Source organism: Empedobacter sedimenti (assembly GCF_030005555.1).
Classification (GTDB): Bacteria; Bacteroidota; Bacteroidia; order Flavobacteriales; family Weeksellaceae; genus Empedobacter; species Empedobacter sedimenti.
In genome coordinates, this window is sequence record NZ_JASCQG010000009.1 from 134,054 (window position 1) to 155,749 (window position 21,696).

At 32.3% G+C, this 21,696-nt stretch carries 20 protein-coding genes and 4 tRNA genes; 12 read left to right on the forward strand and 12 right to left on the reverse strand.

The annotated features are described in order from the left end of the window. Positions 1–6: 6 nt before the first annotated feature. The 8 genes from QHG34_RS10095 to QHG34_RS10130 form a co-directional block, all read right to left on the reverse strand. On the reverse strand, positions 7–1,899 hold the full coding sequence (locus QHG34_RS10095) for a DUF3857 domain-containing protein (RefSeq protein WP_282630062.1): 1,893 nt from the start codon (positions 1,897–1,899) through the stop codon (positions 7–9). A gap of 12 nt (positions 1,900–1,911) precedes the next feature. Beyond that, a complete protein-coding gene (gene dtd, locus QHG34_RS10100) occupies positions 1,912–2,361 on the reverse strand; it encodes a D-aminoacyl-tRNA deacylase (protein WP_282630063.1) in 450 nt (149 codons plus the stop codon). A gap of 127 nt (positions 2,362–2,488) precedes the next feature. Next, a complete protein-coding gene (locus tag QHG34_RS10105) occupies positions 2,489–2,761 on the reverse strand; it encodes a hypothetical protein (protein ID WP_282630064.1) in 273 nt (90 codons plus the stop codon). A 129-nt stretch (positions 2,762–2,890) separates the two neighbouring features. Then, positions 2,891–3,808 carry a ribosome small subunit-dependent GTPase A gene (gene rsgA / locus QHG34_RS10110; protein ID WP_282630065.1) on the reverse strand — a complete coding sequence of 306 codons (918 nt, stop codon included), beginning with the start codon at positions 3,806–3,808 and terminating at the stop codon, positions 2,891–2,893. Positions 3,809–3,814: 6 nt separating this feature from the next. Continuing rightward, entirely contained in the window at positions 3,815–4,894 is a 1,080-nt protein-coding gene (locus QHG34_RS10115) for a bifunctional 3-deoxy-7-phosphoheptulonate synthase/chorismate mutase type II (protein ID WP_282630066.1), read from the reverse strand. Between the two features lie 46 nt (positions 4,895–4,940). Continuing rightward, positions 4,941–5,789, reverse strand: coding sequence for a prephenate dehydrogenase (locus QHG34_RS10120; protein WP_282630067.1), 849 nt, complete (start codon positions 5,787–5,789; stop codon positions 4,941–4,943). After that, positions 5,786–6,928, reverse strand: a complete 1,143-nt coding sequence (locus QHG34_RS10125; protein ID WP_282630068.1) for a pyridoxal phosphate-dependent aminotransferase — start codon at positions 6,926–6,928, stop codon at positions 5,786–5,788. Before QHG34_RS10125 ends, QHG34_RS10120 begins: the two co-directional genes overlap by 4 nt. Further along, on the reverse strand, positions 6,925–7,746 hold the full coding sequence (locus QHG34_RS10130) for a prephenate dehydratase (protein ID WP_282630069.1): 822 nt from the start codon (positions 7,744–7,746) through the stop codon (positions 6,925–6,927). Before QHG34_RS10130 ends, QHG34_RS10125 begins: the two co-directional genes overlap by 4 nt. A gap of 242 nt (positions 7,747–7,988) precedes the next feature. Here QHG34_RS10130 and QHG34_RS10135 point away from each other — a divergent pair, with 242 nt between their 5' ends. After that, positions 7,989–8,684, forward strand: a complete 696-nt coding sequence (locus QHG34_RS10135; RefSeq protein WP_282630070.1) for an ABC transporter ATP-binding protein — start codon at positions 7,989–7,991, stop codon at positions 8,682–8,684. Positions 8,685–8,718: 34 nt separating this feature from the next. On the opposite strand, the gene QHG34_RS10140 is transcribed toward QHG34_RS10135, so the two are convergent. Continuing rightward, positions 8,719–9,231, reverse strand: a complete 513-nt coding sequence (locus tag QHG34_RS10140; protein WP_282630071.1) for a thioredoxin family protein — start codon at positions 9,229–9,231, stop codon at positions 8,719–8,721. Between the two features lie 62 nt (positions 9,232–9,293). Here QHG34_RS10140 and QHG34_RS10145 point away from each other — a divergent pair, with 62 nt between their 5' ends. Together QHG34_RS10145 and ychF are read left to right on the forward strand one after the other, a co-directional pair. Then, a complete protein-coding gene (locus QHG34_RS10145; RefSeq protein WP_282630072.1) occupies positions 9,294–9,695 on the forward strand; it encodes a hypothetical protein in 402 nt (133 codons plus the stop codon). 82 nt (positions 9,696–9,777) lie between these two features. After that, complete coding sequence (gene ychF, locus QHG34_RS10150) at positions 9,778–10,869, forward strand: redox-regulated ATPase YchF (protein ID WP_282630073.1); 1,092 nt, start codon at positions 9,778–9,780, stop codon at positions 10,867–10,869. A 55-nt stretch (positions 10,870–10,924) separates the two neighbouring features. Here ychF and QHG34_RS10155 read toward each other — a convergent pair whose 3' ends face one another. Next, positions 10,925–12,064, reverse strand: a complete 1,140-nt coding sequence (locus QHG34_RS10155) for a methionine aminotransferase (protein ID WP_282630074.1) — start codon at positions 12,062–12,064, stop codon at positions 10,925–10,927. 107 nt (positions 12,065–12,171) lie between these two features. On the opposite strand from QHG34_RS10155, the gene QHG34_RS10160 reads away from it, so the two are divergent. The 4 genes from QHG34_RS10160 to QHG34_RS10175 are packed head-to-tail and all read left to right on the forward strand — an operon-like array spanning position 12,172 to position 17,845. Further along, positions 12,172–14,022: a DNA topoisomerase IV subunit B gene (locus tag QHG34_RS10160; RefSeq protein ID WP_282630075.1), complete on the forward strand. Its 1,851-nt coding sequence runs from the start codon at positions 12,172–12,174 to the stop codon at positions 14,020–14,022. A 40-nt stretch (positions 14,023–14,062) separates the two neighbouring features. After that, positions 14,063–14,569: a hypothetical protein gene (locus QHG34_RS10165; protein ID WP_282630076.1), complete on the forward strand. Its 507-nt coding sequence runs from the start codon at positions 14,063–14,065 to the stop codon at positions 14,567–14,569. Between the two features lie 4 nt (positions 14,570–14,573). Then, on the forward strand, positions 14,574–17,138 hold the full coding sequence (locus QHG34_RS10170; protein WP_282630090.1) for a DNA gyrase/topoisomerase IV subunit A: 2,565 nt from the start codon (positions 14,574–14,576) through the stop codon (positions 17,136–17,138). After that, positions 17,138–17,845: a rhomboid family intramembrane serine protease gene (locus QHG34_RS10175; protein ID WP_282630077.1), complete on the forward strand. Its 708-nt coding sequence runs from the start codon at positions 17,138–17,140 to the stop codon at positions 17,843–17,845. Before QHG34_RS10170 ends, QHG34_RS10175 begins: the two co-directional genes overlap by 1 nt. A 78-nt stretch (positions 17,846–17,923) precedes the next feature. On the opposite strand, the gene QHG34_RS10180 is transcribed toward QHG34_RS10175, so the two are convergent. Then, positions 17,924–18,556 carry a C40 family peptidase gene (locus QHG34_RS10180; protein WP_282630078.1) on the reverse strand — a complete coding sequence of 211 codons (633 nt, stop codon included), beginning with the start codon at positions 18,554–18,556 and terminating at the stop codon, positions 17,924–17,926. A gap of 217 nt (positions 18,557–18,773) precedes the next feature. On the opposite strand from QHG34_RS10180, the gene QHG34_RS10185 reads away from it, so the two are divergent. From QHG34_RS10185 to QHG34_RS10205, 5 genes are all read left to right on the forward strand, one after another. Continuing rightward, positions 18,774–18,845 (forward strand) — tRNA-Glu (locus QHG34_RS10185). A gap of 96 nt (positions 18,846–18,941) precedes the next feature. Beyond that, the gene (rpsT, locus tag QHG34_RS10190) at positions 18,942–19,196 is read left to right on the forward strand and encodes a 30S ribosomal protein S20 (RefSeq protein ID WP_282630080.1); all 255 of its coding nucleotides are present in this window, start codon (positions 18,942–18,944) and stop codon (positions 19,194–19,196) included. Positions 19,197–19,209: 13 nt separating this feature from the next. After that, a tRNA-Glu gene (locus tag QHG34_RS10195) sits at positions 19,210–19,281 on the forward strand. A 282-nt stretch (positions 19,282–19,563) separates the two neighbouring features. Beyond that, positions 19,564–19,635: transfer RNA gene (locus tag QHG34_RS10200), tRNA-Glu, on the forward strand. A gap of 100 nt (positions 19,636–19,735) precedes the next feature. Then, positions 19,736–19,807, forward strand: a tRNA-Glu gene (locus QHG34_RS10205). Between the two features lie 120 nt (positions 19,808–19,927). On the opposite strand, the gene QHG34_RS10210 is transcribed toward QHG34_RS10205, so the two are convergent. Further along, on the reverse strand, positions 19,928–21,664 hold the full coding sequence (locus tag QHG34_RS10210) for an ABC transporter ATP-binding protein (RefSeq protein ID WP_282630091.1): 1,737 nt from the start codon (positions 21,662–21,664) through the stop codon (positions 19,928–19,930). Between the last annotated feature and the right edge of the window lie 32 nt (positions 21,665–21,696).

Sequence of the window (21,696 nt, forward strand, 5' to 3'; positions counted from 1 at the left end):
TTAGTGTTATAGTTTTTCTAAAAGTAATTTAGTGTTGTCATAGCCAGCAATTTGTCTGCGAAATTCTACATAATCGTTGTATTTTTCTTTTGCAAAAGTTCCAGAAAATTGTTTGTAAACTCGTTTTATTTCGAAAGTGTTATTTTCTTTAGGATTGATCTCTAATTGATATTCACCAAAAGCAGATTTAATAGTTAAAGCATCAAATTTTTGAGGCATTTTATAGCCTATTGGCAATGTTAATAAGTAAGAAACTTGGTCTACATAACCAGTTTCTACATTAAAATCAAATTTGCGATCCTTAGATTTTTTAAGAGAAGTTTCTTCTCTATTAACAGGAATCATATTTATGATAATATTATTTCCTTGTACTTTGGCGTAATTTGGCGCAGAAAATTCAAAGTTTGATGTAAAAATAGCCTCTTTCCAATTGTTGTTGAAATCTTTCTTTTTGAATGTAATTCCTTGTAAGTAAGAAAAACGATTTTTTAAACTACTCTCTAAATCTTTAGGAGTGTATTGACTAAAACGTGAGAAATTCTCGTAAAGTAAACCTTTTGTAGTCTCAGAAAACTGGAAATTTAACGTTCCATCAGAGGAAATTGTTGCATTTCCTTCAACAAGTAATTGATTATCTTCTGTTTTGAATTGTTGTGCTGGAATAATTTTTCCTCCTTCATGATCTACAATCAATACTTTTCTATTTCCTGCAAAATCGCCTAAATAGTTGTATGGAGCAGTCTGGCTAGTTGCTTCTAACCAAACTTCTTGATCTTTTAGCGGAACAAAAACTATCATATGATTGCCTTGTTGATACATCATTTGTTCATCAATATCAACAGGATTTCCTGCGTATAAAATAGTGTGATACGATTTTATGTTTACAGCATCTAACATTCCGATCATATAATTAGAAAGTGCTTTGCAATCGCCATAACTTTTACTTTCTACATAAGAGTTAGGAAAAGGAGAAAGTCCACCAATGCCAAGCTGTACGCCAATATATCGAACTTTGTTTTGTAAATGTTTGTATAAAATTTGTACTTTTTCTTGATCAGTTTTGGCATCTTTTATCAAATCTTGAAAGTAGGCTTTTTGCGCTGGAGTGAAATCTAACTTTGAACGAATTAAATTATCAAAAGTCCATTTTCCGTAATCATTCCAATTATCAAAATTTCCTTTAACACCATCAATATTAATCTGATTTGAGGCTAAAATTGCTTGTGGAAAAATTTTGCGTCCACTAACCATTTTATCTTCTTCGTTGAACGCTGATATATTGCTCAACGAATAATTTAAATTATTGTTATCACCCGTTTTTGAGATTTCAAAACCTTTGAAATTGTCTTCTTTCAATCGAATAATTGACGTGGTTTTGTTTACAAATTGATAAGATGATTTCTCTATTGCTAAATTTGGCGCTTTAATTGGCATCCATCTCGGAATCCAAAGTGTATTTTTTGTCGTCGTTGTTATTTTGTAATGAATAGTATACGGATATGTTGTGGGAGTATAATTTAGATACTTTATACGATCGTCCGTGTACATTTGACCACCAGTTACATAGCTTTGATCACTGAAATCTTTGGTTTTGAATTTTTTTATTTCTTTACCATTTGCATCATAAAGTGTGGCTTCAAATAAATCGATTCTTGTATTTGGACTATAATCTGTTTGGGCACCAACGTAATTATCCCCAGCTTTACTCAAAACTGTTACAACAACATCTTCGGTATATTTTAACTCATCTATTTTTAACAGCTCAATTTTCTCATCATTTTGTCTTACAACAGCGTAAGCATCTGTGAGTAAATTTGCCGGAATTTGGTCTATCGCATAGTTTTGAGCAAAACTAAAAGTACTAATAGATAATGAAATTGTTAGTAGAGTTTTATTCATATTAGTGTTAATTTATTCTTTGTTTTTTGAATCGATGAAAATTGTTACAGGACCATCATTTAGCAATTCAACTTTCATATCTGCTCCAAAAATTCCTTTTTGTACAGGTTGATAAGTTTTTTCTAAGACGCTCAAAAATTCCTCATATTGTTCTACAGCCAAATCTGGTTTAGATGCTTTTACATAGGAAGGTCTATTTCCTTTTTTAGTTGCAGCATGAAGTGTAAATTGCGAAACAACTAATATTTCACCTTTTGTTTGTTGTACATCCAAGTTCATCACTTGGTTTTCATCATTAAAAATTCTGAGTTGAATGATTTTTTTTGCTATCCATTCAAAATCTTCTGTTGTGTCATCAGGTTCAAAACCAACTAAGGCTAAAATGCCGTGCTGAATTTTTCCTGTAATTTTTCCATCTACAGTTACAGACGCGTGTTGTACACGTTGTATTATTGTTCGCATAAGTTGAACATTAAATTTTTAGAAATTTAAGAAAAATTTAAGAAATAAAAAATGCGTTACAACAATTTGGTTAGGTTAAAGTTGTAACGCGTCAATTAGTAATTTAAGTTTGAAAAGTAATCTCTATTTACATTAGCTGATTATAAAGCAATTCATCCTTAGCAATGATGATATAATCCAATTCATATAATTTTGAAACTTGTTTTGCTAAAGCAATATCTTTCTCAATTCGTTGAATAAGTTTTGTATGATTTTTATATGCTGTACTTTCTACAACCCATAATTTATTTGGGTTAATCGCTTGCCAATTCATCAACTCTAATTGTTTTGTAAAAGCCTCTTTTTGAGCTTTAGTACATTCAACAAAGTCTAAAGCAATTTGTACAGAAAAATCCATCATTGTTTTGTTTTGACAAACTTAAAATGATTTTATATGATATTTTTACGTGAAACCGTAATTAGCTTATTTTAAATAAAAAAAGCCATTTCGGATTGAAATGACTTTATAAATATGATTAAAAAAAAAGGATTAATCCGTGTAAATTTCTTCTTCTAAAAAAGTAAGGTAATTATCATAGCGAGAATCTGCAATTTCTCCGTTTTCTACTGCGGTTTTTACAGCACATTTTGGTTCGTTGACGTGAATACAGTTGTCAAATTTACATTCGCTCTTTAACGCTAAAATCTCAGGAAAATAACCTTGTAAATCTGATTTTTCGATATGTACTAAACCAAATTCCTTTATTCCAGGAGTATCAATAATAAAACCTCCAAAAGGCCATTCGTACATCTGTGCAAAAGTTGTGGTATGTTGTCCTTTGCTATTAAAATCAGAAACTTCGTGTGTTTTTAGATTTAATTCTGGGTTTAAAGCATTCAATAAAGTAGATTTTCCAACACCAGAATGTCCAGAAACTAAACTAACTTTATCTTTCATGTACTCTTTTACCAAGTCTAAATTATGACCAGATTCTGCAGAAATTTCTAAACTATCATAACCAATAGAATTGTAAATCGATTTATAAAAAGCTAAATCTGCTAATTCTTCTTCTTTGTAAATGTCAATTTTATTGTATAAAATAACAACCGGAATATGATAAGCTTCTGCTGTAATTAAAAAACGATCAATAAAACCAAAAGATGTTTTTGGATTAGAAAGTGTTACAACCAAAAATGCCACATCAATATTAGACGCTATAATGTGGGTTTTTTTTGAGAGATTGACTGATTTTCTGATGATGTAATTCTTGCGTTCGTGAATTTTTGTAATCACAGCAATTTCATCTTTATCTATTTCAAAATCTACTTCATCACCAACTGCAATAGGATTGGTGTGCTTGATATTTGCGATTCTAAACTTTCCTCTAATTCTTGCCTGAAAAGTTGTACCATCTTCTGTACGAAGATGGTACCAACTACCAGTAGATTTTACTACAATTCCTTTCAATATGTATTAAATTTTTTCTTCTCTTTTCACCATAATTTGGTTTTGCTGAGCAACCGATTCTTGGTGAATTGCTTGTAATAATTTATCAACAAAATCTTCTGATAAACCTAAAGACATTCCTGCCTTGATTGAGTTATCTTTGATTTGTTTCCAACGATCTGGCTGAAAAACAGCAACGTTATGATCTTTTTTTAATTCTCCGATAGAATTTGCAACTTTCATACGTTGTGCAATTGTATCTAAAATTGAGCTATCTAATTCATCAATTTGATGACGTAAATTCTCAATACCAGTTTTGTAAATAGAATCTGGATCATCAGAAACGCGAATTTCTAAATCTTTTAAGATTTCTAGTAAACGAGCTGGTGTAATTTGCTGTGCAGCATCAGACCAAGCTTCGTCAGGATTATTGTGCGTTTCGATCATTAATCCATTGTACTCAAAATTGAATGCTTGTTGCGCAACATCAAATAATCCTGTTCTGTTACCACAAATGTGAGATGGATCACAAATGATAGGAATATTTGGTAATTTATTTTTGAAATCTAATGCGATTTGCCATTGTGGATCATTACGGTATTTTGTCTTTTTGTAAGAAGAGAAACCACGGTGAATAGCACCTAAATTTTTGATTCCTTGCCCTTCTAAACGCTCCAAAGCACCAATCCATAAATCTAAATCCGGATTTACAGGGTTTTTAACTAAAACTGTTTTATCAGTATCGCGTAAAGCTTCTGCAATTTCTTGTACTGTAAAAGGGTTTACAGTAGAACGAGCTCCAATCCATAAAACGTCAACATCATACTCTAACGCTAATTTTGCGTGATTAGCATTGGCGATTTCAGTCGCGATTTTCATTCCGAATTCGTCTTTTACTTTTTTCAACCAGTTTAACCCGATTGCTCCAACTCCTTCAAAACAATTTGGTTTAGTACGAGGTTTCCAAATTCCTGCACGGAAAACTTGAACGTAATCTTTGTCCAAATCTTCAGCGATTGTCATCATTTGTTTTTCACTTTCTGCACTACAAGGTCCAGCAATGATCATTGGTTTGTCGTATTCTTTTATCCAGTTATTGTTTTCCATAACATTTACAAATTTAAGGTTTAATATTTATTTTATTTGAGAGTAATTATTTATTTAATATTCGACGTATGTCGTTTGTGTTTTTTAAATATTGATGAATATCTTCGGCATCTTTTTCTTCGATCATTTTTCTGATTTTAGAAATTTGTGTTTGATAAGCATCAATAGCATTGAGTAAATTTTCTCGATTCTGAATCAAAATTGGCGTCCACATATCAGGAGAACTTTTTGCCAAACGAACCGTAGATTCGAAACCAGATCCAGCCATGTCAAAAATTGCATCTTCGTTTTTTTCTTCTTCCAAAACTGTTTGTCCTAACGCAAAAGATGTAATATGTGAAAGATGAGAAACGTAGGCAATGTGCGCATCATGCGCCTCCGAAGTCATTGTTTTGACATTCATCCAAAGCGATTGATAAATTTTTCTCACTTTTTTTACCGCTTCTTTTTCGCTTTCTTCAATATCACACAAAATCGCAACTTTGTTCAAAAACAATTCAGGAAAAGCTGCTTTTGGCCCAGAATTTTCTGTTCCTGCGATTGGATGCGTAGCTACAAATTGTTTTCTTTTGGGATGATTTGCTACTTTTTTACAAATTCCAGCTTTTGTCGATCCCATATCCATTACAATTGTTTTATCATTAATTTGATCTAAAATCTCTGGTAAAACTTTTTGGATCGTATTAATTGGAACCGCAATCACGACTAAATCTGATTGAGAAAGCGCTTCACCTAAAGGAGCAATTTCATCTACAATTCCTAATTCTAAAGCTTGTATTTGATGTTCGATATTTTGATCAACTCCGATTATTTTCTCTGCAACACCAACTTTTTTCAGAGCTAAAGCAAAAGAACCTCCGATTAATCCTAAACCGATTACAGAAATTGTTTTCATGCTTCTAATCTTTTCTTTACTTCAATCAACTTCTCGACAGGTGCGCAAAGTGAGAATCTTATAAATCCTTCGCCATTGCTTCCGAAAATACTTCCTGGCGTGATAAATACTTTTTTGTTGTACAGAATTTCATCAATAAATTCTTTATCATCTTTTCCTTCCGGAAGTTTCGCCCAAATAAACATTCCTGCGGCATTGGGATTGTATTTTACATTTAAGAGATCAGCGATTTCCCAAATGATTTTTCGTCTTTCTGCGTAAACTTTTGTCAACTCATCATACCAAGAATCATCAACCAAAAGTGCTTTTGTAGCAGCTTTTTGTATTGCAAAATTCATTCCCGAATCCATATTTGATTTCACTTTTAGAATAGAATTGATAAAACTTTCTTTCCCAATTACCATTCCTACTCGCCAACCTGCAATGTTAAAGGTTTTGCTTAATGAATTAAGTTCTATACAAATATCTTTTGCACCTTCAATTGTTAGAATACTTGTCGGTTCATCGTTTAAGATAAAACTGTACGGATTATCATTCACAATTAAGATTTGATGACGAGTTGCAAACTCTACTAATTTTCTAAGAACGTCTTTCGGAGCTTTGGCTCCTGTTGGCATATGTGGATAATTAAGCCACATAATTTTAGGTTTTTGCTCGGCTAATTTTTCTAATTGATCAAAATCTGGAAGCCAATCATTTTCATTTTTCAAATCATAAAATAACGATTCTGCTTGAACTAATTCTGTAACCGAAGAATAGGTTGGATAACCAGGATTCGGAATTAAAACTTTGTCGCCTTCATTCAAAAAAGCCATCGAAATGTGCATAATTCCTTCTTTAGAACCCATTAAAGGTAAAATTTCTGTTGAAGGATTGGCGTCTACATCAAACTTGTTTTTGTAAAAAGTTGCCATTGCTTCACGCATTTCTGGAATTCCACGATAACTCTGATAACCATTGATACCGCTTTGTGAACTTTTGATTAACTCCTCGATCACATCTGGATGAGGTTGTAAATCTGGACTTCCAATTCCTAATGAAATGATTGGAATGTCGGTTTTCATGTTCGCTATTTCTTGTAATTTTTTCGAGAAATAGTATTCCTGAACGCTTTGTAATCGTTGGGCTTCTGTTATCATTTTTTTCCCAGTTTATATTCTCCTAATATTTCTAAATCAGTTAATTTTCGTGCAATTTTCCCAAGCAATTCATAATATTGTTCTTTTTGCTCGAACGTAATATCAATGTGGAAAGAGTATTCCCAAGGTTTTTCAATAATCGGAACAGATTGTATTTTGTCCATATTTATTCCACATTCCGCAATTTGGTTTAGCACGTCAACCAAAGCACCAGATTGATGTGGAACAGAAAAACGCATCGAAACTTTGTTGAAATTTTCGTAATCATTGTGCTCGCGTTGCAATACAAAAAAGCGAGTAAAATTATCTTGAAACGTCTGAATGCTTGATGCTAAAATGTCTAATCCATAAACTTCTGCCGCTTTTCTAGATGCAATTGCAGCAACATCATTCAAATCTTGTTCTACAATATCTTTGGCTGTTAATGCGGTATCGATATCATTTACAACACGCCATGTAGGATGTTTTTCAAGGAACTTATCACATTGCAATAATGCCATTTGGTGCGAACGAACTTCTTTTACATCGTCTAAAGTTTGTCCTTTTTTGACCATCAATTGATGTTGAATTGATAAATAAATTTCTCCTACAACTTTCAAATTATATTTCGTTAGCAAAGCATAGTTTGGTAAAATTGCTCCGGCAATTGTGTTTTCTATTGCCATAATTGCTGTATCAACTTTTCCTTTTGCAAGCGACTTTGCTAAAGTTTTGAATGTGTCACATTCTACAATTTCGATGTCATTTCCTAAATAATTATTGGCAGCTTCGTGATGATATGAACCAATGTAACCTTGTATTGCAACTCTATTTTTCATTTTTTTCCACAAAAAAAGTCCCACAAATTGCGGGACTTTATATTATCTTATTATGAATGTTAACAATCAATTTTGACAACGCAGTCCCTGCTCTCCTGGATAATATCCAAAAAAGTAAAAAAAGAATGCGTTATAAATATTGAATGTTGCCATTTTGTTTTCTAATTGATATACAAATCTAAAAAATAATTTTTCAGTTATCCAAATCTTTTTTGCTAATTTTATCGAAAATTTTTCATCAAATGGGAATAATCATTAAAGATTTAGTAAAAAAATACGGTGAACAGCTGGCTTTGGACAAAGTTTCGTTTTCGATAAATAATGGAGAAGTTGTTGGCTTACTTGGTCCAAATGGAGCAGGAAAATCGACTTTGATGAAAAGTATTACCAATGCAATAAATGCAGATTCTGGAGAAATTTCTGTGAATGATTTTAATGTTACATCGCAGCCAATTGAATCGAAAAAGTTGATTGGGTTTTTGCAAGAAAATAATCCATTGTACATGGATATGTATGTAAAAGAGTATTTGGAATTTGTGACGAATCTGAGAAAAGTTTCAAAATCTAAAATTGATGAAGTTATCGAGAGAGTAGGTTTAGGACCAGAAAAACATAAGAAAATTCATCAATTATCAAAGGGATATAAACAACGTGTTGGTTTGGCGCAAGCGATTATTTCGAGTCCAGAAATTTTAATTTTGGATGAACCTACAAATGGTTTGGATCCAAATCAAATTATCGAGATTAGAGAGGTAATTAAAGAAATTGGAAAAGAGAAAACGGTGATTCTTTCAACACATATTATGCAAGAAGTGGAAGCGCTTTGTTCACGTGTAATTTTGTTGAATAAAGGAAAAATTGTGGCAGATCAATCAATTGAAGAATTTAAAGGACAATATAAAAATTTGGAAGAAGCTTTTCATGTTTTAACGCAATAAAAAAATCCGCTCATCGAGCGGATTTTTTTGTAAATTATTTCTTTTTCAAGATAAAAACTTCTTTGATTTTTTCTGGATCAACTTTATCGTTTTTCGTTGTCTTTTCTAGTTTTGTAATCAAATGATTTACTTCTTCTTCAGATGCTGGACCTCCAAGATTTTCTCCATTTACGCGAGAATCTTCTAGAACTTTTCCGTTAGAATCTAAAATTACCCAAAAAGGTAAACCTTGATCTTTTCCACCTAATTTTTCGTTAATTTCTGCTCCACCAGGCGTTTCTAAATTTTTCTTTTCAGCACGTTCTTGTACGGTGATAAAAGTTTTGACATAATTCGCATCAAAATATGGTTTTACAGCTGGATCGTCCATGTTTTTTTCCATCTTTTTACACCATCCACACCAAGAAGCATGGAAAATTAAAAAGACATTTTTGTTTTCAACTTTCGCTTGATTTTGAGCTTTTGTTAATATTTCTGTTGCTGTTTGCGCGTTTACGATTCCTGCGAAAGCAATCATAAAACTTACGATTAAGGCTTTTAATTTCATTGTAATAAGTATTTAAGTAAATGTAAATAAATAATTGTATTTTCAATAAAAAATTAACACTTATGAAACATTTTTTAGGATTTATCTTTTTGCTATTGCTGACAAGTTGTGCTTCGAATAAGATGAAAACGATTGAAGGAAAATGGCAACAAGAATTCTTAGATTACAAATCTAAAGTTGTGGATGTTCATTTAGCAAAAAGTGATGCGATTATGGACGTTTCGAGAATTAAATCAAAAATAAAAATAGAATTTGATTTTCAAGATGGTTACGAAAAAGATCAAACAGATTCTGTTGTATTTAATTATCCGCAACTTAAGTTTAGAAAAATAAATCTTGAAAAAACATTTAATCGATACGACCTTAATTATGATGTAGTGTGTGACTGTTTTTTTGGTGAAATGAAATCACATTCAGGAAATGTATTAAACATAAAATTAAACAGGGTTTCTTCGGTTAAATAAATTTAATGGAAATCATTATCTTTGCACAAAATTATTAGAACATCGTTCTAATATTCAATCATTAAAAAAAGAAACAACATATATGAAATGTGGAATTGTTGGATTGCCTAATGTTGGTAAATCTACTTTATTTAACTGTTTGTCGAATGCAAAAGCGCAATCGGCGAATTATCCTTTCTGTACAATAGAGCCTAATGTAGGAACTGTTTCTGTACCAGATATTCGATTAAACCAATTAGAGGAAATTGTAAATCCAGAGCGCGTTGTGCCTGCGGTTGTAGAAATTGTAGATATTGCTGGTTTGGTAAAAGGAGCAAGTAAGGGAGAAGGTTTAGGGAATCAGTTTTTAGGAAATATCCGCGAGTGTAATGCAATTATTCACGTTTTACGTTGTTTCGAAAACGAAAATATTACGCACGTAGATGGTTCTATTAATCCAATTCGTGATAAAGAAACAATTGATATCGAGTTGCAATTGAAAGATTTAGATACAGTTGTGAAACGTATTGATAAATCTAAAAAGGCAGCTAAAGCTGGTAATAAAGACGAACAAAAAGTAGTAGAAGTTTTAATGGCAGTTATAGCTCATTTAGAAGAGTTGAAAAATGTTCGTGAAATGGATTTAGACGAAAAAGAGCAAGAAATTGTAGATTCGTTACAATTGATTACTTCTAAACCAGTTTTATACTTATGTAATGTAGATGAGTCTGCTGCAAAAGACGGAAACGAATGGGTAGAGAAAGTAAAAGAAGCTGTTAAAAATGAGCATGCTGAAGTGTTAATTTTAGCTGCACAAATTGAGGCGGATATCAATGAATTAGAAACGTTTGACGAGCGCCAAATTTTCTTAGAAGAATTAGGTTTAGAAGAGCCTGGTGTTAATCGTTTGATTCGTTCGGCTTATACATTGTTAGATTTAGAAACTTATTTCACAGCAGGTGTAAAAGAAGTTCGCGCTTGGACAATCAAAAAAGGTTCTACTGGACCACAAGCGGCAGGAGTTATTCACACCGATTTCGAGAAAGGATTTATTCGTGCAGAGGTTATTAAATTTGAAGATTTTATTACTTACGGATCAGAATCTAAATGTCGTGAAGCAGGAAAATTGAACGTAGAAGGAAAAGCATACATCGTACAAGATGGTGATATTATGCATTTCTTATTTAATGTTTAAGATTTAAAAACATCTCTATATAAAAAGCTCAATCTTCGGATTGAGCTTTTGTTTTTTATAAATTTTTCAAATTTTCTAAAGCCATTAAAAGTGTTTCATCCTTTTTAGCAAAACAAAATCGGATGACTTTGTTATCTGTTTTATCATGGTAAAATGCCGAAATTGGAATTGTGGCAACTTTATTTTTGATGGTTAACTGTTTTGCAAATTCATCATCAGATAAATCACTTACTTTAGCATAATTTGCACTTACAAAATAAGTTCCTTCGCAAGGCAAAACTTCAAAATTTGTTGAAGTTAAACCTTCAACAAATAAATCTCTTTTTTGTTGAAAAAAATCATTCAAATACAAGTAATGATCAGGGTTTTCTAAGTAATCTGCAATTGCATATTGTGATGGCGTATGCGTAGAAAATGTATTAAATTGATGACATTTTCTAAACTCTTTCATCAATTCTTTTTCGGCTAAAATGTAACCGATTTTCCAACCTGTAATGTGAAATAATTTTCCAAAAGAACCAACAATAAACACTTTGTCTTTAACCGATTTTAATTTCGCAAAACTTTGGTGCAATTTTCCATCAAATGTAATATGCTCATAAACTTCATCTGCTAATAAATAACAATCGGTATTTTTTAAGATTTGTTCAAATTGTTTCAAATCATTTTCAGATAAAATTTTTCCTGTTGGATTGTTCGGATTATTAACGATAATTAGTTTTGTTTTATCATTGATTTTTTGCTTCAATTCTTCAAAATCGATTGAATATTCAGGATATTTTAATTGAATTGGAACAATTTTTCCTCCAAATAATTCGACAGTTGGTTGATATAAATCGTAAGCAGGTTCAAAAATAATCACTTCATCATTTGGATGAATTAATGTAGAAATAACATTAAAAATTGCTTGACTTGCACCACTTGTAATGTTAATTTCATTCTGAAAATCGTAATCAGATTGATAAAGTTTAGAATATTTTTCTGAAAGTAATATGCGCAATTTTTCGACGCCAGTCATTGGCGCGTATTGATTGTAATTTTGTATTGAATAATAATTTAAACGGCTAATTAATTCAGAATCTGCGTTAAAGTCAGGGAAACCTTGCGCCAAATTAATCGCTTGATGTTCATTTGCTAATTGGCTCATGACCGAAAAAATGGTTGTCGAAACATGGGGTAGTTTAGATTTTATCATATTGGTAAATTAGGTCGTTTTTGCTCAAAATCAAAACAATAAACCTTAATATTTTTAGGAATTTTTTTCTTATTTTTGTAAAACTCGTTTAACACTCAACAACTCAAATGTCAGAATTAGATCAACAAGTAAATTATACGGAAGACAATATCAAAACCCTTGATTGGCGCGAACATATTCGTATGCGACCTGGGATGTATATTGGGAAGCTGGGAGATGGTTCGTCTCAAGATGATGGAATTTATATTTTGTTGAAGGAGATTGTAGATAACTGTATCGATGAATTTGTGATGGGTGCAGGGAAAACAATCGAGATTAATCTGCGCGAAGATGAGGTGACAGTTCGTGATTATGGTCGTGGAATTCCGCTTGGAAAAATGGTTGATGCCGTTTCTAAGATGAATACAGGTGGTAAATACGATTCGCAAGCCTTTAAAAAATCGGTTGGTTTGAATGGGGTTGGTACAAAAGCGGTAAATGCGTTGTCAACATCGTTTCGAGTGCAATCTATTCGTGATGGTAGAACGCGTGTAGCGGAGTTTGAACAAGGAATTTTGACGGTTCAAGAGGATGAAAAAGAAACATCTTTGCGAAAAGGAACTAAAATTACATTTGTTCCAGATAAATCAATTTTCTTGAATTTTAAATTCAGAAAAGAATATGTAGACAAAATGTTGAAAAACTATGTTTACTTAAATCCAGGATTGAAAATTATTTTCAATGGAGAAGAGTTCTTTTCGAAAGATGGTTTGAAAGATTTATTGAAAGATAATATCGAGGAAGAAACGATTTATGATATCATCCATTTGAAAGGAGAAGATATTGAATTGGCGATGACGCACAGTTCAAAATCTTATTCAGAAACCTATTATTCTTTCGTAAATGGACAAAATACAACGCAAGGAGGAACGCATTTAACAGCTTTTAAAGAAGCGGTTGTAAAAACTGTTCGCGAATTTTATAATAAAAATTACGATCCTGCGGATATAAGAAAATCGATTATTGGAGCAATTTCGATAAAAGTTATTGAACCAGTTTTTGAATCACAAACCAAAACTAAACTTGGTTCTAACGAGATTGGACCAGGAATGACAACGGTTCGTACGTTTGTAAATGATTTTATTAAAACAAATCTTGACAATTTTTTACATAAAAATACAGAAGTTGCGCAAGCATTGGAACGTAAAATAAAACAATCGGAAACGGAGCGAAAAGAACTTTCTGGAATTCGAAAATTAGCGCGTGATCGTGCTAAAAAAGTGAGTTTACATAACAAGAAATTGCGCGATTGCCGTCAACATTATAACGATCCGAAAGCTGAATTACGTTTAGATTCTACGATTTTTATTACCGAGGGAGATTCGGCAAGTGGATCGATTACCAAAAGTAGAAGTGTAGAAACGCAAGCAGTATTTAGTTTGAGAGGAAAACCATTGAATTCGTACGGATTGACGAAGAAAATTGTTTATGAAAATGAAGAATTTAATCTTTTGCAAGCTGCACTAAATATCGAAGAAGGATTAGAAGATTTACGTTACAACAACGTTGTAATTGCAACTGATGCCGACGTAGATGGAATGCATATCCGTTTATTGATTATTACATTTTTCTTACAATTTTTTCCAGAACTGATCAAAGAAGGTCATTTGTATATTTTGCAAACACCACTTTTCCGCGTGAGAAATAAGAAAGAAACACGTTATTGTTATTCTGAACCAGAACGTATAAAAGCGTTGGAAGAAGTGAAAAATCCAGAGATTACACGATTCAAAGGATTAGGAGAAATTTCGCCAGACGAGTTCAAGCATTTTATAGGAAAAGATATTCGTTTGGAGCCTGTAATGATAGGGAAAGATCAAACCATAGAAAGTCTTCTAGAGTTTTACATGGGAAAAAATACACCAACAAGACAAGAATTTATTATAAATAATTTAGCAATTGAATCGATAAAAAATTAATAAACTAAACCTAACCTAACCCAAAAACCAAAATTAATGTATGAAGAAAAATAATAAAAAAGTTATTCAGTTGTTCAAACTACTGAATATCGCTATCGTTATTTTAATCATCCTAAACTTGATTATGTATACTGGAGTTTTACCTTACAAGTATCACATAATTCCACCTTATGTTGTGACCGTATTTATAGCATGGCTGATTTTCGTGAGCTATAAAAGTGGAAATCAATTTTTTTCGATGGACACAAAAGGAGAAACCATAACTTTTGAAACCAAGAATGTTGGATTTTTATCTTTCTTAGATTCAAAAGCAAATAAAATCGATTTACCGAAATATAAATTGATCAAATACGATTTTCAGAAAGGACTTCTTTCTAAGCGTATTACTTTTTATATTAATAGTAAAAAGAATCCTACCAATTTAACAAAAGTGAAATTTCGTTTAGCATTCATTTCTAACCGAAATATTAATATTATTTTGACCGAGTTAGACAAAATAGTAGAGTCTAATTATGCGGTAAAAGACAATGTAGAAGTAGCTATATAACATGATGCAAGACAATCAAGAGAGCATCAAGAAGGTTTCTGGTATGTACCAAGAATGGTTTCTTGACTATGCCTCTTATGTAATTTTAGAACGAGCAATTCCATCTATTTATGATGGTTTGAAACCAGTTCAGCGCCGAATTTTACATTCAATGCGCGAGTTGGAAGACGGACGATACAACAAAGTTGCGAACATTGTAGGAAATACGATGAAATATCACCCGCATGGTGATATGGCGATTTCTGATGCAATGGTGCAAATTGGTCAAAAAGAATTGTTGATCGATATGCAAGGAAACTGGGGAAATATCTACACTGGTGACCGAGCGGCTGCGTCGCGTTATATCGAAGCTCGATTGACTAAATTTGCGTTAGAAGTTGTCTATAACCCAAAAACTACAAAATGGCAACCGTCTTATGATGGTCGAAATAAAGAACCAATCGATCTTCCAATCAAGTTTCCTTTGCTTTTGGCACAAGGAGTGGAAGGAATTGCAGTTGGTTTATCAACAAAGATTTTACCGCACAATTTCAATGAGTTAATTGATGCGTCAATTTTACATTTGAAAGGAAAGAAATTTCAAATCTTCCCAGATTTTTTAACATCTGGTTTGGTTGATGTTTCGGACTATAATGACGGATTGCGTGGTGGTAAAGTGCGAATTCGTGCAAAGATTTTGCAAGAAGATAAAACAACGCTAAAAATTACGGAAATTCCATACGGAACAACGACAGGTTCTTTGATTGATTCGGTTTTGAAAGCCAATGATAAAGGTAAAATCAAGATCAAAAAGATTGAAGATAATACAGCGGCTGAGGTGGAGATTTTAATTCATCTCGTTCCGGGAAGTAGTCCTGATAAAACGATTGATGCGTTGTATGCATTCACGGATTGCGAGATTTCTGTTTCGCCAAATGCGTGTGTGATTAATGAACAAACTCCAGAATTTTTAACAGTTTCTGAAATTTTAATTCACAATACAAACAATACAGTTGATTTGTTGAAAAAAGAATTAGAAATTGAGTTAGATGAATTACAAGAACAATGGCATTTTTCTTCGTTGGAACGAATTTTTATCGAGAATAGAATTTATCATGATATCGAAGAAGAAGAAACATGGGAAGGCGTAATTTCTGCAATTGATAAAGGATTAAAACCGCATATTGCGCATTTAGTTCGTCCAGTTACGGAAGAAGATATTACACGTTTAACAGAAATTCGAATCAAACGTATTTCGAAATTTGATTTAGATAAAGCGCAACAATTTATTGAATCGTTAGAAGATAAAATCGAGAATGTAAAACATCATTTAGCAAATTTGATTGATTACGCGATTGATTATTTCAAAAATCTAAAAACAAAATACGGAAAAGGAAAAGAACGTAAAACAGAAATTAGAACGTTTGATACGATTGATGCGACAAAAGTTGCTGTTGCAAATACACGTTTTTATGTAGATAGAAACGAAGGTTTCATCGGAACTTCGTTGAAAAAAGATGAATATTTATTCGAATGTTCTGATATTGATGATATTGTGGTTTTCAAACATGATGGTTCTATGATTGTGACAAAAGTTGACGCAAAAACGTTTGTCGGAAAAGGAATTATTCATGTCGGAATTTGGCATAAAAACGATAAACGTACTATTTACAACTTGATTTATCGCGATGGTAAGAATGGTCCGGCTTATCAAAAACGTTTTGCTGTAACGGGAATTACGCGAGATAAAGAATATGATTTAACGGCTGGTAATAAAGGGTCGGAAGTGTTGTATTTTTCAGCGAATCCAAATGGTGAAGCCGAGGTTGTGTCAATTATTTTGAAAACTCATCAACGAATCAAAAAGTTAAAATTCGATATTAATTTTGCTGATTTAGCGATTAAAGGTCGTGCATCTAAAGGTAATTTAGTAACAAAATATCCAATCAAAAAAGTAGAATTGAAAGAGGAAGGAGTTTCGACTTTAGCGCCTCGTCAAATTTGGTTTGATACGGATACAAAGCGTCTAAATGCTGATGGATTGGGGATTTTATTGGGTTCTTTCAAAGGTGATGATAAAATTTTAACGATTAATAAAAAAGGTGAAGCGAAATTGGTTTCGTTTGATTTGAGTAATCGTTTTGACGAAGATTTAGAAATTATCGAGAAATGGAAGCCTGCAAAACCAATCTCTTGCGTGTATTATGATGCGGAGAAAGATCGTTATTTCGTGAAACGTTTCCTTTTAGAAGATACATTTTCTCCACAAGCTTTTTATACGTTAGAAGATGGTAAATCATCTATTAAAGTTGTTTCGACAGATTATTTACCAGTTATTGAGTTGATTTTCCCGAAAGTAAAAGGTTTAGAAAAAGAACCAGAAGTGATAAATTTAGAAGAATTTATTACAATTAAAGGAATCAAAGCGCAAGGAAATCAGTTGACGACGTATAAATTAAAACAAATTAATGTGTTGGAATCGCTTCCTTTCGAAGAGCCAGAAGAAGAGGAAGAGCCTGAAGAAGAGCCACAACCAACGCTTTTTGATGCGATTGAGGAGAATGATAATGAAGAAGAAAATATAGAATAATGGGAGATATTTCTATTGTAGCATTAGGTGTAATTGGTCTTAATGTATTAATTAGTTGGAAAGGGTTTAATGATTTAGCTTTTTTTGATAAGTATAAATTTCAAGTAGGATCAATTATACATCACAAAGAGTATTACAGGATTTTAAGTTCAGGGTTTTTGCATGTAGATTTTACGCATTTACTATTTAATATGTTAACCTTATACTTTTTTGCGAATCCTGTGATTGGTTTTTTTGCGAGTCCTGAAGGTTTTCTTTTTGGTGATTTTTCTGGAGCAAAATTGAATGTAGGTTACGGAATGTTTTTGTTAATTTTCTTAGCAGCTGTAATCGGAGGTAATTTACTTTCTTTATTGATACATAAAAAAGAAAATTACTATTCAGCAGTTGGTGCTTCAGGTGGAGTGACAGGAGTTTTGTTTGCTGCAATTGCAGCTTTCCCTGAAATGGAATTAAGATTGTTTTTTGCAATACCTATTCCAGCGTGGATTTTTGCAATTCTATATTTAGGATACTCTGTATATGGAATGAAAACTAATTTAGGTAACATAGGGCATTCAGCTCATTTAGGAGGAGCAATTGTCGGAATGTTAGCAACAATCATTTATTATCCAGCAATTTTGCAAATCAATACTTATTATATTATCGGAATGATTTTACCATTAATCGTTTTATTTATAATGATTATGAGAGATAATAGAAAGTAAATAAAATAAATACAAAAAGAAAAAGCATCAAGTATACTTGATGCTTTTTTTATGATAATGAAATAAATTTATATCGGATTATAAAACTCTTTTAACATATAAAAATTTAGGTCCCCAGTATTTATCGTTTAATGATGATACCATAACACCTTGAGAAGTTGATGAGTGAATAAACTCTAAAACACCATCTTTATTTCTTCCATGTACAATTCCTACGTGAGATACTCTTCCTCTTCCTCTTGTAGCAAAAAATACTAAGTCTCCTTCTTTTGCTTCGTCAGTACTAACTGTAAAACCTTCTCTTGCTTGATCAGCCGAAACACGAGGTAAATTTTTATTAAAAGTTTCAAAAACATTTCTTACGAATGCAGAACAATCAATACCACTTCTTGTTGTGCCTCCGTATCGGTATGGTGTACCAATATATGTCTCTGCTTCTTTTAACAAAAACCCAGAAAATAATTCATTAGTCTCTTCTAAAACACTGTTTAACACAACCATAGACTTTGCTTCGTCGTTAATTTCAATCGGCGTAACATCTAAATTGGCATGCTTGTTGATTATTTTAGCTTGAGCTTCGATTGCTCTTGGTTTCGGGATGAAACTTCTCGAAGAATATTCTGTAGCTTCATTAACTGGAGTTAAAGATGAACATGAAGTGATGAACATCGTACAAACTACTGCAGCTACACCTAAAATCGATGCTTTCATATATTTTGTTTTCTTTGTATAAATTTTAATAGCGAGGCTAAAGTAGTTGTTAAAATTATAACACATTATATATAAGCTACATTTTGACAAAATATTAACTTCCTTAACATTTTTTAACAAAAAATAAATCAAAAAAAGTTTTGAATAATTTTGTTAGTCTCAAAAATAGATATACATTTGCACTCGCTTTTCACAAGAAGTGTATAAGCCGTCATGCGGCCCATTCGTCTAGTGGTTAGGACATCAGGTTTTCATCCTGGAAACAGGAGTTCGATTCTCCTATGGGCTACATAAAAGTGTTTTAGAAATTTGTAAAATTAATTTGGTTAGATAAGATATTTGTTTTTATCTTTGCCGAACTAAAATAGAAAGAGATTTAAACGTTATGGCAAATCATAAGTCAGCATTAAAAAGAATTAGACAATCAGCGGTTAGACGCGATCGTAATAAATATTATCACAAATCAGCTCGTACAGCAATTAAAGCTTTAAGATCTGAAACAGATAAAAATGAAGCAGAAACAGTTTTTCCAAAAGTTTCTTCAATCATTGACAAATTAGCTAAAAGAAACATTATTCACAAGAATAAAGCTTCAAACTTAAAATCTAAGTTAGCTAAACATATCGCGGGATTAGCTTAATAATCATACAAGTGGTCCCTTCGTCTATCGGTTAGGACACTAGATTTTCATTCTAGAAAGAGGGGTTCGATTCCCCTAGGGACTACAAATTAATAGATGGATTGCAGTAATGCAATCTTTTTTTTCCTTGTTCATAGTTGTTGATTTTAATTAAACAACCAGTAGAATACTGTGTAAAGGAAATTGTTTTTTGTGTTTTGTTTGTAAAGGTTAATCATATTGTTTAGATGATTAATCGGGAATGAAAATGTCGCTGTATAATTCAACTTGGTTCAAATTATTAGAATTATACATCGACTTTTCTACAACTCCCAACACAAATTGACGTTCATTAAAAGAATATTCGAATAATTAATTCATATTAAGTGGTCCCTTCGTCTATCGGTTAGGACACTAGATTTTCATTCTAGAAAGAGGGGTTCGATTCCCCTAGGGACTACAAATTTTGGCTTAATTAGAAAATAAAATAAAATTTTTCGAAAATTGTTTGGTAATACAAAATAAACGTTTATTTTTGCACCACAATAATACGAAAGGGAGGTCCCTTCGTCTATCGGTTAGGACACTAGATTTTCATTCTAGAAAGAGGGGTTCGATTCCCCTAGGGACTACAAAAAGCATTCATAATTTTGAATGCTTTTTTAATATATATTCAATAGCTTCCAATTATTGGATATTAGAAAGGGTATGAAATTTATTTCATACCCTTTTGTCTTTTTTATGGTTTCCGTTTATAATTTCGGAATAGCCTCTATCAATTCTTTAGTATAGTTTGTTGTGGGATTAGCATAGACATTGTCTGCATCATCTAATTCTTTCATTTCTCCATGTTGCATTACCAACAATTGATCGCTCATATATTTTACGACAGCCAAATCGTGTGAGATAAATATATAGGTAAAACCAAACTCCGTTTTTAAATCATTTAATAAATTTAAAACCTGTGCTTGTACAGAAACGTCCAACGCAGAAACCGACTCGTCACAAATGATAAATTTAGGATTTAAAGCCAAAGCACGAGCAATTCCGATGCGCTGACGCTGTCCACCAGAAAATTCATGCGGATATTTGTTTAAATCTTGATTTGATAAGCCAACTTTTTGTAAAAGAGATGAAGCTGTTTGTAGTCTTTCCGTTTTATTTGCACCGATTTTATGAACTTGCATTGGTTCTGTAATAATTTGCGCAACGGTTTGTCGGGGATTCAAACTTGAATAAGGATCTTGGAAGATAATCTGAATTTCTCTTCTTAATTTTCGAATTTCCTCTTTTTTAAGTTTTGTAATATCTGTACCATTATAATAGATTTCTCCAGCAGTTGGTTTCTCTAATAACAAAACCGTTCTGCTTAATGTTGTTTTTCCAGAACCAGATTCACCAACCAAGCCCATCGTTTCGCCTGGATAAACCTTAAACGAAATATCATCTACAGCTTTTACATTTGGATTTTTCGCATTACCGAATAAAGTCGATGGATAGAAATATTTTTTTAAGTTCTTAACTTCTAAAATTGGTGGATTTGCATAAATTTTTTCATGGAAAGCTTCGCGTTCCCCTTTTGTATAGATTTCAGTTTCGAAATTTGGGTTTTCAAGAAAGTCTTTCACAGTAGGCAAACGTTTTGCGCGTTCATCTAATCGAGGTCGGCAAGCGATTAATCCTTTTGTATAATTTTCTTTCGGATGATTAAAAATTGTTTCTACATTTCCTTGTTCCACAACATCGCCACGAAACATTACCAAAACTTCTTCACAAACATTTGCAATTACACCCAAATCGTGTGAAATAAACAACATGCTCATGTTATTTTTTTCTTGTAATTCTTTCAGTAAATCTAATGTTGCTTTTTGTACCGTAACATCCAAAGCGGTTGTAGGTTCGTCGGCAATCAATAATTTTGGCTCGCAAGAAATAGCCATTGCAATCATTACACGTTGTTTTTGTCCTCCAGATAATTCGTGGGGATATGCTTTATAAATACGCTCTGGATTGGGTAATTTTACTTGTTCAAAAAGATGAAGAACTTTCTTTTTAGCTTCTTCTTTCGATAAATTTTGATGCAAACGAATCGCTTCCTCTACTTGTTCCCCGCAATGTAAACTTGGATTAAGTGAAGTCATCGGTTCTTGAAAAATCATTCCGATTTCATTTCCTCTTATTTCTTCCAGTTCTTTAGGCGAAAGTTTCAGTAAATCGATCATTTTATCATCTTGACGAAAAAGAATTTCACTTTCGGGATGAATTGTTGCATTAGGTGACAATAAACCCATAATCGCCAAAGAAGTTAACGACTTTCCAGAGCCAGATTCTCCAACAATTCCTAATGTATCGCCTTGTTCAACATTGAAATTGATGTTGTTCAGAACTTGTTTATCTCCAAAAGAAATCGATAAATTTTTAACCTCGATGATATAATGTAAATCTTGCTTTTGCATGGCAAATTGTTGCTTGGTAAATGAAGTGGAAATTTAGTGATTTTTTAGTCATTTTATCGAATCAA

Bases quoted from the DNA above. Each gene is read 5' to 3' on its own strand.
- QHG34_RS10095 (WP_282630062.1), bottom strand. From the start codon at position 1,899: ATGAATAAAACTCTACTAACAATTTCATTATCTATTAGTACTTTTAGT.
- dtd (WP_282630063.1), bottom strand. From the start codon at position 2,361: ATGCGAACAATAATACAACGTGTACAACACGCGTCTGTAACTGTAGAT.
- QHG34_RS10105 (WP_282630064.1), bottom strand. From the start codon at position 2,761: ATGATGGATTTTTCTGTACAAATTGCTTTAGACTTTGTTGAATGTACT.
- QHG34_RS10115 (WP_282630066.1), bottom strand. From the start codon at position 4,894: ATGGAAAACAATAACTGGATAAAAGAATACGACAAACCAATGATCATT.
- QHG34_RS10120 (WP_282630067.1), bottom strand. From the start codon at position 5,789: ATGAAAACAATTTCTGTAATCGGTTTAGGATTAATCGGAGGTTCTTTT.
- QHG34_RS10125 (WP_282630068.1), bottom strand. From the start codon at position 6,928: ATGATAACAGAAGCCCAACGATTACAAAGCGTTCAGGAATACTATTTC.
- QHG34_RS10130 (WP_282630069.1), bottom strand. From the start codon at position 7,746: ATGAAAAATAGAGTTGCAATACAAGGTTACATTGGTTCATATCATCAC.
- QHG34_RS10135 (WP_282630070.1), top strand. From the start codon at position 7,989: ATGGGAATAATCATTAAAGATTTAGTAAAAAAATACGGTGAACAGCTG.
- QHG34_RS10140 (WP_282630071.1), bottom strand. From the start codon at position 9,231: ATGAAATTAAAAGCCTTAATCGTAAGTTTTATGATTGCTTTCGCAGGA.
- QHG34_RS10145 (WP_282630072.1), top strand. From the start codon at position 9,294: ATGAAACATTTTTTAGGATTTATCTTTTTGCTATTGCTGACAAGTTGT.
- ychF (WP_282630073.1), top strand. From the start codon at position 9,778: ATGAAATGTGGAATTGTTGGATTGCCTAATGTTGGTAAATCTACTTTA.
- QHG34_RS10155 (WP_282630074.1), bottom strand. From the start codon at position 12,064: ATGATAAAATCTAAACTACCCCATGTTTCGACAACCATTTTTTCGGTC.
- QHG34_RS10160 (WP_282630075.1), top strand. From the start codon at position 12,172: ATGTCAGAATTAGATCAACAAGTAAATTATACGGAAGACAATATCAAA.
- QHG34_RS10165 (WP_282630076.1), top strand. From the start codon at position 14,063: ATGAAGAAAAATAATAAAAAAGTTATTCAGTTGTTCAAACTACTGAAT.
- QHG34_RS10170 (WP_282630090.1), top strand. From the start codon at position 14,574: ATGCAAGACAATCAAGAGAGCATCAAGAAGGTTTCTGGTATGTACCAA.
- QHG34_RS10175 (WP_282630077.1), top strand. From the start codon at position 17,138: ATGGGAGATATTTCTATTGTAGCATTAGGTGTAATTGGTCTTAATGTA.
- QHG34_RS10180 (WP_282630078.1), bottom strand. From the start codon at position 18,556: ATGAAAGCATCGATTTTAGGTGTAGCTGCAGTAGTTTGTACGATGTTC.
- rpsT (WP_282630080.1), top strand. From the start codon at position 18,942: ATGGCAAATCATAAGTCAGCATTAAAAAGAATTAGACAATCAGCGGTT.